Source organism: Georgenia yuyongxinii, assembly GCF_006352065.1.
Lineage (GTDB): Bacteria > Actinomycetota > Actinomycetes > Actinomycetales > Actinomycetaceae > Georgenia > Georgenia yuyongxinii.
This window is the reverse complement of the sequence record NZ_CP040915.1, coordinates 1,306,822-1,322,319: the sequence shown is the minus strand read 5'-3', so window position 1 is coordinate 1,322,319 and position 15,498 is coordinate 1,306,822. Positions and strand designations below refer to the sequence as shown.

The following is a 15,498-nucleotide window of genomic DNA, read 5'->3' as shown; positions in this document are numbered from 1 at the left end:
GCCGGATCAGCGCCGGGTCGGCGCCGGATCAGCGCCGGGCGAGCGAGCGGGCCTGCTGACGCGCCTGGTCGAGCCGGTCGCGCAGCTCCTCGGGGCGGGCGTACGCCGGCTGGTCCCGGGCGGCCCCCAGGGAGAACAGGTCCTCCAACGGTGTGTCGCGCACCGCGGACCCCTGCGGCTGCAGCTTGGCGGCGGCGAGCTCGTCAGACCGCCAGGCCTGCACGCTGTCGCGCAACCAGGCGTACCAACCACCGTCAGGTCGGCGCTCGCCGAGCACGAGCAGAAGAACTACGACCGCGCACAGCGCGGCCCCGACCATCGCAAGCATTGCCCCCGTCATGCCTCCAGTATCGCCGGACGGCGGCCGGGTGCGAGACGGGGCCGGTCACGATCCGCTCACATGGCGGTGAGGTTGCTCACCGCCGGCCGGCTCGGGCTCCCGCTCGAGACGCTGGGAGATCACCGTCGTGACGCCGTCGCCGCGCATCGTCACGCCGTACAGCGCGTCGGCCACCTCCATCGTGCGCTTCTGATGGGTGATGACGATGAGCTGAGAGCTCGCCCGCAGCTCGGTGAAGATCTCCAGCAGCCGGCCGAGGTTGACGTCGTCGAGGGCGGCCTCGACCTCGTCCATGACGTAGAACGGGCTGGGCCGGGCCTTGAAGATCGACACGAGCAGCGCGACGGCGGTCAGCGACCGCTCCCCGCCGGAGAGCAGCGAGAGCCGCTTGACCTTCTTGCCGGCCGGGCGGGCCTCGATCTCGATGCCGGTGGTGAGCAGGTCGTCGGGGTCGGTGAGCACCAGGCGTCCCTCGCCGCCGGGGAACAACCGGGGGAAGACCTGCTCGAACTGGGCCGCGGTGTCCGCGAAGGCCTCGGCGAACACCCGCTCGACCCGGTCGTCGACCTCCCTGACGATCTGCATGAGGTCGGCGCGGGACTTCTTGAGGTCGGCGAGCTGGTCGGTGAGGAACTTGTGCCGTTCGGCCAGGGCGGCGTGCTCCTCCAGGGCGAGCGGATTGACCTTGCCCAGCCGGGTCAGGTCACGCTCGGCGGCCCGCAGCCGCTTCTCCTGCTCCGCGCGGACATAGGGACGCGCCTCCGCCGGCTCCTCACCGTCTGCCACGGGAGCGGTGGCCGGCACGGGCCGGTCCGGCCCGAAGTCGTCGACGAGCACCTGAGGATCGAGCCCGAGGTCGGCGACGGCGCGTTCCTCCAGCTGGGAGATGCGCAGCCGCTGCTCGGCCCGGGCCACCTCGTCGCGGTGCGCGGCGTCCGTGAGCGTGGCGAGGTCCGCGGCGATCTCCTCGAGCTCGGTGCGGACGGCGGTGAGGGTCTCCTCACGCTCGGCGCGTTCGTGCTCGGCGTCCTCGCGCGACGCGGCCGCGGCGGCCACGGACCCCTCGATGGCGGCCAGCGCCCGGCCGGCCCCCTCCCGGACCTCGGCGGCGACCCGCGCCTGCGCCACCCGGCGCGCCTCCCGCTCGGCGGCCCGGCGGCGCGCCTCGCGCTCGGCGCGGGCCGCGGCGGCCAGCGAGGCCGCCCGGCCGGACAGCGCCTTGGCCTGCTCCTCGAGGGTGCGCAGCGCCAGCCGGGCGTCGGTCTCGGCGGTGCGGGCCGAGCGGGCGATCTCGGTGGCCGCGTCGCGGGCCGCGGTGGCACCGGTGAGGTCGTCCTCGGCCTGCTCGGGCTCACGCTGGGCGATCTCGAGCCGCTCGGCGAGCGCGGCGAGCTCGGCGGCGTGCTCGGTGACCTCCCCCTCGACGCGGGCGATGGCCGGCCGGGTGCGCTCGGCCTCGGCCTCGGCGCCGCGCAGGGTGGAGCCCAGTCGGCCGAGCCGTTCGGCGACGGCGGTGAGCCGCGCGTCGGAGGCGTGCAGGTCCTCCAGGGTGGCCCGGGCACCGGTTCGGGCGGCGTCCACCCGTTCGCGGGCAGGCCCGAGCGCGAAGCGGGCGCGCTCGACTCGGGCGGCGGCGTCGTCGACCGCGGCGACGGCCTCCTCATGGGCCGCGTGCAGCTCGAGGACGCTCGGTGCCCCGGGTGCCCCGCCGTGCGCCGCGGTCGCCGAGAGGACGTCCCCGGCCCGGGTCACGGCGGTGAGGGTGGGGGCGTCGGTGAGCACCCGACGGGCGTCGGCGAGGTCCTCGACGACGACGACGCCGGCCAGCAGCCGCATCAGCGTCGCCCGCACTGCGGGGTCGGGGACGGTGACGAGCTCGGCGGCCCACGTCGCGCCGGCGGGCGGGGCTTCGCCGTCGTCCGCGGGCGTGGGGGCGCCGTCGTCCGCGGGCGTGGGGGCGCCGGCGAGGACCAGGCGCACCTGCCCCCCGTCCCGGTCACGTGCCTGGCGGACGGCGTCGACAGCGACGTCCACTGACTCGGCGACCGCTGCCTCGGCGAGCGGTCCGAGTGCGGCCGCGAGCGCGTTCTCCCACCCGGGTGTCACGCTGACGTGCTCGGGCACCGGGCCGAGCAGGCCGGGCAGGCCCGAGTCCAGCAGGGCCCCGGTGCCGTCCTTGCGGCGCAACGACAGGGCGAAGGTGTCGCGGCGGGCGGCCGCGGTGGCCCGTTCGGCCTCGGCGGCGCGCTCCGCCTCGACGAGGGCGGTCACCGCCTGCTCGGCGTCCTCCAGCTCGGCGGTGGCGGCCTCGTGGGCCTCGTCCAGCCCTTCCTCGCCCTCCTCGACGCCGGCCACCTGCTGCTCGAGCGCGGTGAACTCCGCGTGGGCGGTGGCCGCGCGCTCCTGGGCGGCGGTGAGCGTGGCGCGCAGGCGGCCGAGCTCGGCCTCGCCGGCCTCGAGCCGGGAGCGGCGGGCGCTGACCTGGCCGGTGAGCCGGGCCAGCCCCTCGCGGCGGTCCGCCACACCGCGGTGCACGGCGGCCAGCGCCCGCTCGGCTTCCCGCTCCGCCTCCTCGGCGGTGGTCCGCTCGGCGGTGCGGGCCTCGAGCGCGGCGCGCGCCTCCTCGAGCCGGGCCTGCAGGGCCTCTTCCTCCTCGCGGGCTGCGGCGGCCCGCGCGTCGAGCTCGGCGGGGTCACGGCCCGGGGCCGGCTCGGCGGTGGAGGGGGCACCGAGGAGCCGGCAGCGCTCCGAGGCGACGTTCCCCAGCGAGCGCAGCCGTTCACGCAGCCCGGAGAGCTGGTACCACACGTCGGTGACCTGCCCGAGGCGGGGCGCGGCGGCGGCCGCGGCCTGCTCGAGCACGGCGAGCCGGGCCCGGGCGTCGGCCTGGGCCGCCTCGACGTGCGCCTTGCGCTCACGCACCGCCGTCTCGTCGGCCACGTCCTGGGCGAGGGCGGCGGTGAGCTGGACGAGGTCGTCGGCGAGGAGGCGGGCGCGGGCGTCGCGCAGGTCGGCCTGGACCACCTGGGCGCGGCGGGCGACGTCGGCCTGCCGGGCCAGTGGCCCGAGCTGACGGCGGATCTCGGCGGACAGGTCGTTCACCCGGGCGAGGTTGGCCTGCATCGCCTCCAGCTTGCGCAGCGCCTTCTCCTTGCGGCGGCGGTGCTTGAGGACGCCGGCGGCCTCCTCGATGAAGCCGCGCCGTTCCTCCGCGCTGGCCTGCAGGACGGAGTCGAGCCGGCCCTGGCCGACGATGACGTGCATCTCCTTGCCCATGCCGGTGTCGGAGAGCAGCTCCTGGATGTCCAGCAGCCGGCACGGGGTGCCGTTGATGGCGTACTCGGACCCGCCGGAGCGGAACAGGGTCCGGGAGATGGTGACCTCGGTGTACTCGATGGGCAGCAGGCCGTCGGTGTTGTCGATGGTGAGGGAGACCTCGGCACGGCCCAGCGGGGCGCGGGAGGACGTGCCGGCGAAGATGACGTCCGCCATGGACCCGCCGCGCAGGGTCTTGGCGCCCTGCTCCCCCATCACCCAGGCGAGGGCGTCGACCACGTTGGACTTGCCGGAGCCGTTGGGGCCCACCACGCAGGTGATGCCCGGCTCGAGGTGCAGCGTCGTCGCAGACGCGAAGGACTTGAACCCTCGCAGCGTCAGCGTCTTTAGATGCACGAACGGCAGCATATGGCCCCGCGAGGACGGTGAACGTCAGGTCGTCCACAGGCCGCGCGCCGGAATGCCGACATACCAGTCTGGCGCGCTGGCCACCCGGAGTCGGACGAAACCTGGTGCCGCAAATCCACGGTGGTCGCACGACCCCACCCGGGAAGATCGGACGGACCCGGCCGGCCCAGTACCAGGCTCGTGGCACGTCGTCCGGAAAGAGGCCGTACATGCCGACCACCGCCGAGTCGCCCGGGCCCGTCGAACCCCGAGCGGGACGGGCACCCCGTCCGGTCTGGGCATGGCCTCCAGGTGACCTCATGCCGGGCGTCGTGCCGGTGGAGCTGGTGCTGGGACGGTCCGCACAGGCCGTCGTGGTGCTGACCGAGATGCGGGCTTACCCGACCGGAGTGGGGCTCGCCGTCGGTGTGCGCTTGCACCGTGACGCGCCGCGCGGCGCCCGCAACAGCCCGGACCGCCCGGGCAGCCCGGACAGCCCGGACACGCTCCTCGACATGGACGGGCCCGAAACCGGCGTCGACGTGGACGGCCCGACCGGCCCCGCCGCCGCGGCCGAGTGGCGCGCGGCGCGGCTGGTGTGGGAGATGGAGCTGGCGGACGGGCGCCGCGTCACCAGCGCGGGCCCGGACCCGTACCGCCAGCTGATCGAGCACGGCCGCGGGAGCGTCGACTGGGCGCCGGACCATCCGGTCCTCGCGCGCCGCAGCGGGGTGAGCCACGCCGACCGGGCCGAGCGGGACTACTGGCTGTGGCCGTTGCCTCCGCCGGGGCCACTGCGGGTCGTGTGCCGCTGGCCGGCACGCGACATCGAGACGACCGTTGGGGACCTGGACGCCGACGTCATCCGCGACGCCGCCGCCCGAGCCCGGCCGCTGTGGCCGGACCCGGGCGTCGGGGAACGGTCGTGAGCAGGCTCAGAGCCCCGGGAACCACAGCCCGATCTCACGGGCGGCCGACTCCGGCGAGTCCGAGCCGTGGACGAGGTTCTGCACGACGGCGGTGCCCCACTCGCGCCCGAGGTCGCCGCGGATGGTGCCCGGGGCCGCGGACGTGGGGTTCGTCGTGCCAGCGAGGGAACGGAAGCCCTCGATGACGCCGTGCCCTTCCACGATGGCGGCGACGACTGGGCCGGACATCATGAACTCAATGAGCGGCGCGAAGAACGGCTTGCCTTCGTGCTCGGCGTAGTGCTGGGCCAGCAGGTCCGCGTCCGCGGTGCGCAGCTCGAGCGCGACGGTGCGGTACCCCTTCGCCTCGACGCGGCGCAGCACCTCACCGATGAGGTGACGGGCGACGCCGTCGGGCTTGACGATGACGAGGGTGCGCTCGGTGGCGATGTCAGATGTGGTCACGTCCAGGCACCCTACCGGCCCACCGCCGGCCGCCCACGGTCGGCGGAGCGCGGCACTCCCACCGCCGACCTCACCGCCTTAACGCCGTACCGCCGCACCGCCGCACCGCCGCGAAGGTGCCGGGCCGGGTTCGACCTCTAACCTGAGGCGGTGATCGATCTGAAGGCGCCGACCGAGATCGACGCGATGCGCCCGGCCGGAGCGTTCGTTGCCGACGTCCTGCGCGCCCTGGGCGAAGCGGCCGACGTCGGCGTCAATCTCCTCGACCTGGAGACCCTCGCGCACCAGATGATCCGCGAGGTGGGTGCGGAATCCTGCTACGTCGACTACCACCCCTCGTTCGGCGGGAGCCCCTTCGGTCACGTGCTGTGCACATCGATCAACGACGCCGTGCTGCACGGGCTCCCCTCCGACTACCGCCTGCGTGACGGCGACCTGCTGTCGGTGGACTTCGCCGCGAGCGTCGACGGATGGGTGGCGGACTCGGCGCTGAGCCTGGTGGTGGGGACGCCGCGCGAGCAGGACCTGCAGCTCATCGCCGCCACCGAGGAGGCGCTGGCCCGGGCGATCGAGGTCGCCGTGGTCGGCAACAAGGTCGGGGACATCTCGGCGACGATCGGTGCCGTGGCACGCGAGCACGGCTACCTCGTCAACACCCAGTTCGGCGGGCACGGCGTCGGACGCACCATGCACGGTGAGCCCCACGTGCCCAACGACGGTCGCGCGGGCCGTGGCTACCCGCTGCAGCCGGGCTTGGTCATCGCGATCGAGCCGTGGTTCCTGGCCGGCACCGACGAGATCTACACCGACGCGGACGGGTGGACGCTGCGCAGCGCGGACGGATCGCGGGGGGCGCACAGCGAGCACACGGTCGCGGTGACCGAGTGCGGCCCGGTCGTCCTGACCGGGCGGTAGGCCGGGCGGCTCCAATGGGTGCGAGGGCGGCTGCCCGCCGGCTCCTGGCGGGCGGCGTCGTCGCCGGCCCGCTCTTCCTGGGGTCCGTCGGGGCCCAGATGCTGCTCCGCGACGGCTTCGACGTGCGTCGGCACGGCCTGAGCCTGCTCAGTCACGGGGACCTCGGCTGGGTCCAGATCAGCACCTTCGTGGTGACAGGCCTGCTCGTGGAGGGACTCGCCGTCGGGCTCCACCTGGCGCCGGACCGGTGGGGCGGGGCCGGACCTGCCCAGGCGATGGGTGCCGCGGGCGTCGGCCTGATCCTGGCGGGGATGTTCCGGGTCGACGCGTACGGCGACTTCCCGCCCGGTCTCGTGCACGACGCGGGAGCGCGGCCAGGCGGCGCAGAGCGCGTGCTGCACAGCGCGCACGGCGTGCTGCACGGCACGGAGGGTGTGCTGCACGACGTCGGGACCGCCCTGGCGATCAACGCCGCGCTCGTCGCGTGCGTGCTTCTCGCCCGTCGGTTCGCGCGGTCCGGCCGGCGCGGCTGGGCCGGCTACTGCTCGGGCACCGCTGTGGTCGGCGCCGTCCTGGCGTGGTGGCCGTGGGGCGCGACCAGCGTCCGGCTGGTGCTCGTGTCGCTCGTGCTGATGGTGTGGGTCGCGCTGGTCTCCGCCAGGCTGCGCGGGGTGGTCGTGGACCACGCGCCGCAGTCGGAACTTCGGCCCAGGTGAGCTCCTGGCTCAGGCCGACTGCGAGCGGAAGTGCTCCACCTCGGCGGCGTATCGCTGCTTGCGCTCGACGTCGATGCGCCCGCCGAGCTGGACGGACGCCACCCACAGCACACCGAAGATCACCCCGATGACGAACATCATCGGCAGCAGGAATCCCGCCGCGAGCAGCAGCACCTGCACCACGGAACCGAGCACGTAGCCCGCGCGGTGGCGCAGCAGACCGGCGCACACCGCGCAGGCGAGCATCGCGGCACCGCCCACACCCCAGATCAGGCCGAGGTCGGCCAGCCGCAGTCCGTGGGCGACCAGCGAGGCGAACAGCACGATGAAGACCTCGCTGACGAGGACGGTCATCGCGAACATGCGCCGGGCGGACCCGGGGGGGCGTGGCGGCGCCGCCGGCGCGTGGGGCGTCGGGGTGGCGGAGGGCTGGTCGGTCACCACCTCAGGTTACCCAGGCGCGGCTACTCCTCCCCGAAGCCGTCCGCGACCGCCACGGTGACGGCCTCGAGGGCGTCCGAAGCCTGCGCGCCGCGGGCCCGCACGTGCATCTCGTCGCCCTGCTCCAGGCCGAGTCCCATCAGGGCGAGCACGCTGGCCGCCTCGACGTCGTTGACGGTCACCTCGGCGTCGAACCCCGCCACGAGCCGGGCGAGCAGCGCCGCCGGCCGGGCGTGCAGACCGACCTTGTTGCGCAGGGTAAGCGTGGCGGTGAGGGCCTCGCCGTCGCCGGCGCCGTTCCCTGCGGCCCGCTGCTGCGCCGGTGCCGTCCCGGGCTGCCCCGTCGCCCCGGCGTCACCAGGGCCACCAGCCGCACCCGCGAAGCTGCTGGCCGCCTCGGCGACGGCGCGGGCCACCGCGGCGGCGTCTGCCCCGGACTGGGCGGCGACCGCGCCGGCCACCGCCCCTTCGACGAGCGGACCGTCCGCGAGGACCACACGGTCGGCGACGTCAGCGTCGAGCACGTCCAGCACCGACTCGGCCGTCATCGTGGCCGAGCCGAGGTCGGTGAGCAGGACCACCTGCTCCACCTCCCCCAGCAGCGCGGAGACCGCAGCCTCGACCTTGTCGAAGCTGGTGCCGACACGGCCGTCCTCGGTCCCGCCCGCCGCTCGCATCGGGACGTCGGGCGCCATCTGCGCGGCCACCTCGACCACCCCCTCGGCGAGCCGGACCGAGTGGGAGACGACGACGAGGCCGGCCTTCGCCGTCACCGCGCCTCGGCCGCCTCTGCCGCTGCGGCGAGGAGCAGCGAGGACGACTCCGCGCCGGGGTCACGGTGACCGGCGGAGCGCTCGCCGAGGTAGCTCGCGCGGCCTTTCGTGGCGACCATCGGCACGGTGGCGTCCGCGCCCGCCGCCGCGGCATCCGCGGCGGCGCGTAGGGCCTCGACGGGGCTGCGCCCGGCGTCCGCCGCGGCGCGCGCGGCCTCCGCGGCCGGGGTCCAGGCGTCCACCATGGTCTTCTCCCCCGTCTCGGCCTTGCCGCGGGCCTTGATGCCCTCCAGGGCGGCCTCCAGCACGGCGGCCACCCCGGCGGCGTCGAGCTCGCCGTCGGCCGCCTTGGCACCGCGGAGGAACGCGGTGCCGTAGAGCGGCCCGGCGGCCCCGCCCACCGTGGACATCAGGGTGGTCGCGACCGTCTTGAGCACCTCCCCCGCCGACTCCGGCCGGGTCGCCGCGAGCTTGGCCGTCACGGCGGTGAAACCGCGGTCCATGTTCTCGCCGTGGTCGCCGTCGCCGATCGCCCGGTCCAGCTCGATGAGGTCGATCCGGTGCTCGGAGACTGCTGTGGCCGCGCGGGCCACCCAGTCCAGCGCCCACTCGGTCCCCAGGGTGGCGGTCATGCGTCCTCCTTCTCGGCGCCCGTGGAGCGGGCGGGGTGTGCCGGCTTCTCCACGCCCGTGGTGCGGGCTGGGCGTGCCGGTTCTCGGCGCCCGTGGTGCGGGCTCGCCGGCCGCGGCGGGACCGTCCCGCCGCGGCCGGGTGGTTCAGAGCCCGCGCCGCAGCGCGGGGGTGTCGACCGGAGCGTCCCACAGCGCGGTGAGGTCCGCGTCCAGGCGCAGCACGGTGACCGAGGCGCCCTGCATCTCCAGCGAGGTGATGTAGTTGCCCACCAGCGAGCGGGTGACCTTCAGCCCGCGCTGGTCGAGCAGGTCCCGGGCGTGGTTGTAGACCACGTAGAGCTCGGACAGGGGCGTGCCACCCATGCCGTTGACGAAGAGCAGGACCTCCTCGCCGTCGGTCACCTTGAGGTCCTCGAGCACCGGGGTGAGCAGGCGCTCGGTGATCTCGTCGGCGCCGGCCATGGCGATGCGGTGGCGGCCGGGTTCGCCGTGGATGCCGATGCCGATCTCGATCTCGTCCTCCTCGAGGTCGAAGGAGGGCTTGCCGGCGTGGGGCACGGTGCATGCGGACAGCGCCACGCCCATCGAGCGGACGTTGTCGATGACCTTCTGGGCGACGGCGACGACGGCGTCGAGGTCGTCGCCGCGCTCGGCGGCCGCCCCGGCGATCTTCTCGACCAGCACGGTGCCGGCCACGCCGCGCCGACCGGCGGTGTAGAGGGAGTCCTCGACCGCGACGTCGTCGTTGACGATCACGGCCTTGACGGTGATGTCCTCCGCCTCGGCGAGCTCGGCGGCCGTCTCGAAGTTGAGGACGTCGCCGGTGTAGTTCTTCACGATGTGCAGCACGCCGGCGCCGCCGTCGGCCGCCTTGGTGGCCTCGAGGATGGGCTCGGGCGTGGGCGACGTGAACATGGGCCCGGGCACGGCGGCGTCGAGCATGCCTACGCCGACGTAGCCGGCGTGCAGGGGCTCGTGCCCGGAGCCGCCGCCGGAGACCAGGCCGACCTTGCCCTGGACGGCGCCGCCGGCGCGGGAGACGAAGAGCGGGTCCTCGTTGACCCGGACGTGCTCGGGGTGGGCGAGGCCGAAGCCCCGCAGTGACTCGGCGACGACGTTCTGGGGGTTGTTGATGAGCTTCTTCACCGACGTGCTCCTTCGGTAGCCGGGAGGGTCCAGGACGCACACGGACCACGGGCTCATCCTTGCGCCTTCCCGCCCGGATCGGCCAGGTTTCGCCCGATCACCGACCGCCGCCTCGTTTCAACGCGGCCGAGATGTCAAGTTCGCGGTGAGACGTCAACTCCTCACCGAGACGTCAAGTTCGCGGTGAGACGTCAACTCCTCACCGAGACGTCAAGTTCTCGGTGAGATTTCACGGACCGGCTAGGGCGCCATGACATCTCGCCGAGAACCTGACATCTCACGGGAAGGAGGAGAAGGAGGTGGCGGGCGACCTCAGGCGGTCTTCCTGCCCATCAGCGCCCGGGCCTCCGCAGCCAGGATCACGGAGCCGGCCACGAGGATCCCGGTGCTCGTCACGACCTCCTCGGGGTCCGCCTCGGCCAGCGTGGCGGCCTTGTCGATCGCGTCGTCGAGGCGTTCGGCCACGTGGACCCGCTCCTCGCCGAACACGTCGGCGGCGATCTCCGCGAGCTCCTCGACGTCCATCGCACGGTCCGTGGTCGCCCGGGTGACGACGATCTCGGCGAGCAGCGGCTCTAGGCCGGCGAGGATGCCCTCGGCGTCCTTGTCGGCCATGACCCCCACGACGCCGACGAGGTGGGAGAAGGGGAATGCCTCCTCGATGGCGGCGCGGAGCGCGTCGATGCCGGCCGGGTTGTGGGCGGCGTCGACCAGCACCGTGGGGCTGCGCCGCACGAGCTCGAGCCGACCGGGTGAGTCGACCCCGGCGAAGCCCTGCTCGACGACCCCGCCGTCGAGGGCGGCGCCGCCGAAGAAGGTCTCCACCGCCGCGAGCGCGAGCAGCGCGTTGTGCGCCTGGTGCTCGCCGTGCAGCGGGAGGAAGACGTCCTGGTAGACGCCGGCGGGCGTGCTCAGGGTGAGCAGCTGCCCGCCCACGCCGAGCTGGCGGTCGACGACGGCGAGGTCCTGCCCGTCGCGCAGCAGCCGGGCCCCGTGCTGGGCGGCAGCGGACATGATGACGCTCTCGACCTCCTCCTGCTGTGCGGCGGAGAGCACCGTGGACCGGTCGGTGATGATGCCGACCTTCTCCCCGGCGATCTCCTCCAGGGTGTGGCCGAGCCACCGCTCGTGGTCGCGGTCGATGCGGGTGAGGACCTCCACGGTCCCGTCCGCCACGTTGGTCGCGTCCCAGCGCCCGCCCATGCCGACCTCGACGACGGCGACGTCCACCGGGGCGTCGGCGAACGCGGCGTAGGCCATGACGGTGAAGACCTCGAAGAAGCTCAGCCGCGGACCGCCGTCGGCCTGGGACCGGGCGTCGACCATCTCGATGTAGGGCTTGACGTCCTCCCAGGTGGCCACGAAGGCCTCGGGGCTGATCGGCGCACCGTCCAGGGCGATGCGCTCGCGCACCGAGTGCAGGTGCGGGGAGGTGAACCGGCCCGTGCGCAGGCCCTTCTCGCGCAGCAGCCGCTCGATCATGCGCGCGGTCGACGTCTTGCCGTTGGTGCCGGTCAGGTGGATGACCGGATAGGCCCGGTGCGGGTCGCCCAGCAGCTCCAGCACGTCCGCGACCCGCTGGAGGCTGGGCTGGACGTCGTGCTCGGGCGCCCGGGCGAGGATGTCGAGGTAGATGCCCCGGACCTGCTCCTCCGCCTGGGCGTGGGCGACGGCGACGGCGTGCTTCTGCGCGTCGGAGGGCTCCGCCTCCTCCTCGTGCAGCACCTCCTCCGCCACGTCCGGGTCGGGCCCGGTGAACAGGGCGGAGCCGAGGAGGGCCCGCAGGCCGGCCGCGTGCTCGTCCTCCTCCGTGGTCGTGTCCGAGACTGGGTCGACGCCGTCGTCCGGGGCGTCGGCGGCCGCCATGAACGCCGCGATGCGCTCCTGCGCCTCGCGCTCGGCCTCGGCGGGGTCCCGGCGGGCAGCGCCGGCGGGGCCCGGACCGGCGGCGCCGGTCTCCTCGGGGACGTCGCCCGGAGTTCGCTGGTCCATCAGGCGTCCACCTTCTCCACGCGGATCTGCGGTGTCTCGACGTCGCCGGCGACCACGCGCACCTCGAGCGCGAGGGTCTCCCGGGCCACGAGGTCGCGGTGGGTCTGGACCCACTCGAGCTTGTCGGCCGGGACGACCAGGTCGAGGTGGATGCGGTCGGCGACGTACAGGTCGGTCGCCTTGCGCTCGTCCTGGACCAGGCGCACGACGTCGCGGGCGTAGCCCTCGGCGGCGAGCTCGTCGTCGACGGCGATGTCCAGGACCACGAAGCCGCCGCCGGGCAGCATGCCGGCCACGGCGGAGCCGTCCTCGCCGCCGGCGACCTCGGTGGTGAGCGTGAACTCCTCGGCCTTCAGCTCGATGCCGTCCACGACAACCGTCGGCGCGCCGTCACCGCCCTCCCGCTGCTCCCAGAAGCCGTCCCGGGCGGCCCTGATGGCCCGCTGGACGTCCTTGCCGAGCCGCGGCCCGGCTGCGCGGGCGTTGACCGTGAGCTTGGTGACCACGCCGAACTGCTCGGCGGCGCCGTCGCCCAGGGCCCGTACGTCGACGTCCTTGACGTTGACCTCGGTGGCGATGAGGCCGGTGAACGGGGTCAGCGCGCCCGGTGCGTCGACCACCACCGTGAGGGTGCGCAGCGGCTGGCGCACGCGGCGCGCGTTGGCCTTGCGCAGGCCCAGGGTCGCCGAGACGGCGTCGCGGACCTGGTCCATCGCGCCGACCAGCTCGGGGTCGGCCACGGTGGCGGGCAGCGCGGGCCAGTCGGTCAGGTGGACGCTGCGCCCGCCGGTCAGGCCGCGCCAGATCTCCTCGCTGACCAGCGGGGCGAGCGGGGCCATGACACGGGTGAGGACCTCCAGGGCGGTGTAGAGGGTGTTGAACGCGCCGGCGTCCTCGGCCCAGAACCGGTCCCGGGAGGTGCGCACGTACCAGTTGGTCAGCAGGTCCAGGTGCTCACGGACGGACTGCGTGGCACCGGGCACGTCGTAGCGCTCGAGCTGGTCCTTGACCTGGGCGGCGAGGTCGCGGGTACGGGCCAGGAGGTAGCGGTCCATGACGTGCAGGCCGGCCACCTCCGCGGCGTCGTCGAGGGCGACCGGCCGGGCGAGGTAGCCGCGACCGCCGTCGACCGTGCCGGCGTAAAGGGCGAAGAAGTACCAGGTGTTCCACAGCGGCAGCAGAATCTGCCGGACGTTCTCGCGGATGCCCTCCTCGGTGACGACGAGGTTGCCGCCGCGCAGGATGGGCGAGCTCATGAGGAACCAGCGCATGGCGTCCGAGCCGTCCCGGTCCAGGACCTCGGTGACGTCGGGGTAGTTGCGCAAGGACTTGCTCATCTTGCGCCCGTCGGAGCCGAGCACGATGCCGTGGGAGACCGAGGTCCGGAACGCGGGCCGGTCGAACAGCGCGGTGGCCAGCACGTGCAGGGTGTAGAACCAGCCGCGGGTCTGCCCGATGTACTCCACGATGAAGTCGCCGGGGTTGTGGTGCTCGAACCAGTCCCGGTTCTCGAACGGGTAGTGCACCTGCGCGTAGGGCATGGAGCCGGAGTCGAACCACACGTCCAGCACGTCGGGGATCCGGCGCATGGTGGACTGGCCCGTGGGGTCGTCCGGGTTCGGGCGGGTCAGCTCGTCGATGAAGGGCCGGTGCAGGTTCGGCTCGCCGTCGCGGTCCAGCGGCAGGCGGCCGAAGTCGGCCTCCAGCTCGGCGAGGGAGCCGTAGACGTCGATGCGCGGGTGGGCGGGGTCGTCCGAGACCCACACCGGGATCGGGGTGCCCCAGTACCGGTTGCGGGAGATGGACCAGTCGCGGGCGCCGGCGAGCCAGTGGCCGAACTGGCCCTCCTTGATGTGCTCGGGCACCCAGGTGATGTCCTGGTTCAGCTCGACCATCCGGTCGCGGAACTCGCTGACGCGCACGAACCAGCTCGTCACAGCCTTGTAGATCAGGGGTGTGCGGCAGCGCCAGCAGTGCGGGTAGGAGTGGTCGTAGGTCTCCTGGCGCACCAGCACGGCGCGCTCGGCCTGCGGCCGGCGGGCCAGGGGCCCGGTGCCGTGCTTGAGGTCGGCGATGATGGCCTTGTTCGCCTCGAACACCTGGGAGCCGGCGTAGTCGGGCACCTCGGTGGTGAACCGGCCGCCGTCGTCCACCGGGACGACAGTGCCGATGCCGTTGGCCTGGCACACGGCCATGTCGTCCTCACCGAACGCGGGCGCCTGGTGGACCAGGCCGGTGCCGTCCTCGGTGGTGACGTACTCGGCGGCGACCACCTGCCAGGCGTTCGGGCCGGGCGCCTCGTCGTCGGGGCGGCCGACGAAGTAGTCGAAGATCGGGGCGTAGCGCCGCCCCACCAGCTCGGTGCCGGGGTAGGTGGCCACCACGTCGGGCTCCTCGCCCAGCTCGCGGGCGTAGGCGTGCAGCCGCGACTTGGCGAGGATGACCCGCTCCCCCGCCAGCGGGCCCTCGGCCGGCGCGACGGTGACGTAGTCGATCTCGGGCCCGGCGGCGACCGCCAGGTTGGACGGCAGGGTCCACGGCGTGGTGGTCCAGATCAGGGCCAGCTCGCCGGTCTCCAGGCGCACGCCGACCGTGACCGAGGGGTCCTGACGCATCTGGTAGACGTCGTCGTCCATGCGCAGCTCGTGGTTGGACAGCGGGGTCTGGTCGTGCCAGCAGTACGGCAGCACCCGGTAGCCCTCGTAGGCCAGGCCCTTGTCGTAGAGCTGCTTGAAGGCCCAGATCACCGACTCCATGAAGGTGGTGTCGAGGGTCTTGTAGTCGTTGTCGAAGTCGACCCAGCGGGCCTGGCGGGTGACGTAGTCCTGCCACTCGTTGGTGTACTTCAGCACCGAGTCACGGCAGGCCTTGTTGAAGGCCTCGATGCCCATGGCCTCGATCTCGGACTTGTCCTTGATGCCCAGGATCCGCTCCGCCTCGAGCTCGGCGGGCAGGCCGTGGGTGTCCCAGCCGAAGCGCCGTTCGACGCGGTGCCCGATCTGGGTCTGGAAGCGGCCGACGACGTCCTTGACGTACCCGGTGAGCAGGTGGCCGTAGTGGGGCAGGCCGTTCGCGAACGGCGGGCCGTCGTAGAAGACGAACTCGCCCTCGCCGTCGGTCCCGGCGTCCCGGTTGTCGATCGAGGCCTGGAAGGTGTCGTCACGCTTCCAGTACTCCAGCACCTCCTGCTCGAGCGCGGGGAAGCTCGGCGAGGCCACGACCTCGCTGCCCGGGCGGTGGAGGGGGTAACGCTGCGGCTGGTCGGCCAATGGTGCTCCTCGGTCGGTTCATCGGTGCTGCTGGCTGCGAGGACGACGCCGTACCCGCGGGACCTGCCCGCGCGGCACGGTACCGCGGTACCACCCCGCTTGCCCCGCCCGGCGCCAGCCGGTCGTGACCGCTCGAGAAAGGCTGTGACGGGCCCGCCCGTCCGGTTCTACTGGGGACCCGCGCGGAGCGGGGTGCGGGTCCTGTTCTTCCGGAGGCTCGCCGGTGATGGCCGGGTCG

General features: G+C 73.7%; 12 protein-coding genes. 3 read left to right on the top strand and 9 right to left on the bottom strand.

Translation table 11 applies throughout. From position 1 onward, the window contains the following. Positions 1 to 28: 28 nt before the first annotated feature. Both FE374_RS06020 and smc read right to left on the bottom strand, forming a co-directional pair. On the bottom strand, positions 29 to 340 hold the full coding sequence (locus FE374_RS06020) for a hypothetical protein (RefSeq protein ID WP_139927683.1): 312 nt from the start codon (positions 338 to 340) through the stop codon (positions 29 to 31). Between the two features lie 45 nt (positions 341 to 385). Next, positions 386 to 4,012 carry a chromosome segregation protein SMC gene (gene smc, locus FE374_RS06015; protein WP_179957351.1) on the bottom strand — a complete coding sequence of 1,209 codons (3,627 nt, stop codon included), beginning with the start codon at positions 4,010 to 4,012 and terminating at the stop codon, positions 386 to 388. Between the two features lie 311 nt (positions 4,013 to 4,323). Here smc and FE374_RS06010 point away from each other — a divergent pair, with 311 nt between their 5' ends. Beyond that, the gene (locus tag FE374_RS06010; protein ID WP_139927681.1) at positions 4,324 to 4,932 is read left to right on the top strand and encodes a hypothetical protein; all 609 of its coding nucleotides are present in this window, start codon (positions 4,324 to 4,326) and stop codon (positions 4,930 to 4,932) included. 6 nt (positions 4,933 to 4,938) lie between these two features. On the opposite strand, the gene ndk is transcribed toward FE374_RS06010, so the two are convergent. Beyond that, a complete protein-coding gene (ndk, locus tag FE374_RS06005) occupies positions 4,939 to 5,376 on the bottom strand; it encodes a nucleoside-diphosphate kinase (protein WP_456319089.1) in 438 nt (145 codons plus the stop codon). Between the two features lie 150 nt (positions 5,377 to 5,526). Between ndk and map the strand changes: the two genes are divergently transcribed. Together map and FE374_RS05995 are read left to right on the top strand one after the other, a co-directional pair. Continuing rightward, entirely contained in the window at positions 5,527 to 6,291 is a 765-nt protein-coding gene (gene map / locus FE374_RS06000; RefSeq protein ID WP_139927680.1) for a type I methionyl aminopeptidase, read from the top strand. A 14-nt stretch (positions 6,292 to 6,305) separates the two neighbouring features. Then, positions 6,306 to 7,007 carry a DUF998 domain-containing protein gene (locus FE374_RS05995; RefSeq protein ID WP_139927679.1) on the top strand — a complete coding sequence of 234 codons (702 nt, stop codon included), beginning with the start codon at positions 6,306 to 6,308 and terminating at the stop codon, positions 7,005 to 7,007. Positions 7,008 to 7,016: 9 nt separating this feature from the next. Here the strand turns inward: FE374_RS05995 and FE374_RS05990 are convergent, their stop codons facing one another. From FE374_RS05990 to ileS, 6 genes are all read right to left on the bottom strand, one after another. Further along, the gene (locus FE374_RS05990; protein WP_223173655.1) at positions 7,017 to 7,448 is read right to left on the bottom strand and encodes a DUF4233 domain-containing protein; all 432 of its coding nucleotides are present in this window, start codon (positions 7,446 to 7,448) and stop codon (positions 7,017 to 7,019) included. 23 nt (positions 7,449 to 7,471) lie between these two features. Next, complete coding sequence (dhaM, locus tag FE374_RS05985) at positions 7,472 to 8,221, bottom strand: dihydroxyacetone kinase phosphoryl donor subunit DhaM (protein ID WP_139927678.1); 750 nt, start codon at positions 8,219 to 8,221, stop codon at positions 7,472 to 7,474. Beyond that, positions 8,218 to 8,853 (bottom strand): dihydroxyacetone kinase subunit DhaL, encoded by a 636-nt coding sequence (gene dhaL, locus FE374_RS05980; RefSeq protein ID WP_139927677.1) that lies wholly within the window; start codon positions 8,851 to 8,853, stop codon positions 8,218 to 8,220. The genes dhaM and dhaL overlap by 4 nt, the downstream gene beginning before the upstream one ends. A 144-nt stretch (positions 8,854 to 8,997) precedes the next feature. Then, entirely contained in the window at positions 8,998 to 9,999 is a 1,002-nt protein-coding gene (gene dhaK, locus FE374_RS05975) for a dihydroxyacetone kinase subunit DhaK (protein WP_139927676.1), read from the bottom strand. A 312-nt stretch (positions 10,000 to 10,311) separates the two neighbouring features. Next, positions 10,312 to 11,991, bottom strand: coding sequence for a bifunctional folylpolyglutamate synthase/dihydrofolate synthase (locus tag FE374_RS05970; protein WP_139927675.1), 1,680 nt, complete (start codon positions 11,989 to 11,991; stop codon positions 10,312 to 10,314). Then, a complete protein-coding gene (gene ileS / locus FE374_RS05965; protein WP_139927674.1) occupies positions 11,991 to 15,260 on the bottom strand; it encodes an isoleucine--tRNA ligase in 3,270 nt (1,089 codons plus the stop codon). Before ileS ends, FE374_RS05970 begins: the two co-directional genes overlap by 1 nt. Between the last annotated feature and the right edge of the window lie 238 nt (positions 15,261 to 15,498).

Bases quoted from the DNA above. Each gene is read 5' to 3' on its own strand.
- FE374_RS06020 (WP_139927683.1), bottom strand. From the start codon at position 340: ATGACGGGGGCAATGCTTGCGATGGTCGGGGCCGCGCTGTGCGCGGTC.
- FE374_RS06010 (WP_139927681.1), top strand. From the start codon at position 4,324: ATGCCGGGCGTCGTGCCGGTGGAGCTGGTGCTGGGACGGTCCGCACAG.
- FE374_RS05995 (WP_139927679.1), top strand. From the start codon at position 6,306: ATGGGTGCGAGGGCGGCTGCCCGCCGGCTCCTGGCGGGCGGCGTCGTC.
- dhaL (WP_139927677.1), bottom strand. From the start codon at position 8,853: ATGACCGCCACCCTGGGGACCGAGTGGGCGCTGGACTGGGTGGCCCGC.
- FE374_RS05970 (WP_139927675.1), bottom strand. From the start codon at position 11,991: ATGGACCAGCGAACTCCGGGCGACGTCCCCGAGGAGACCGGCGCCGCC.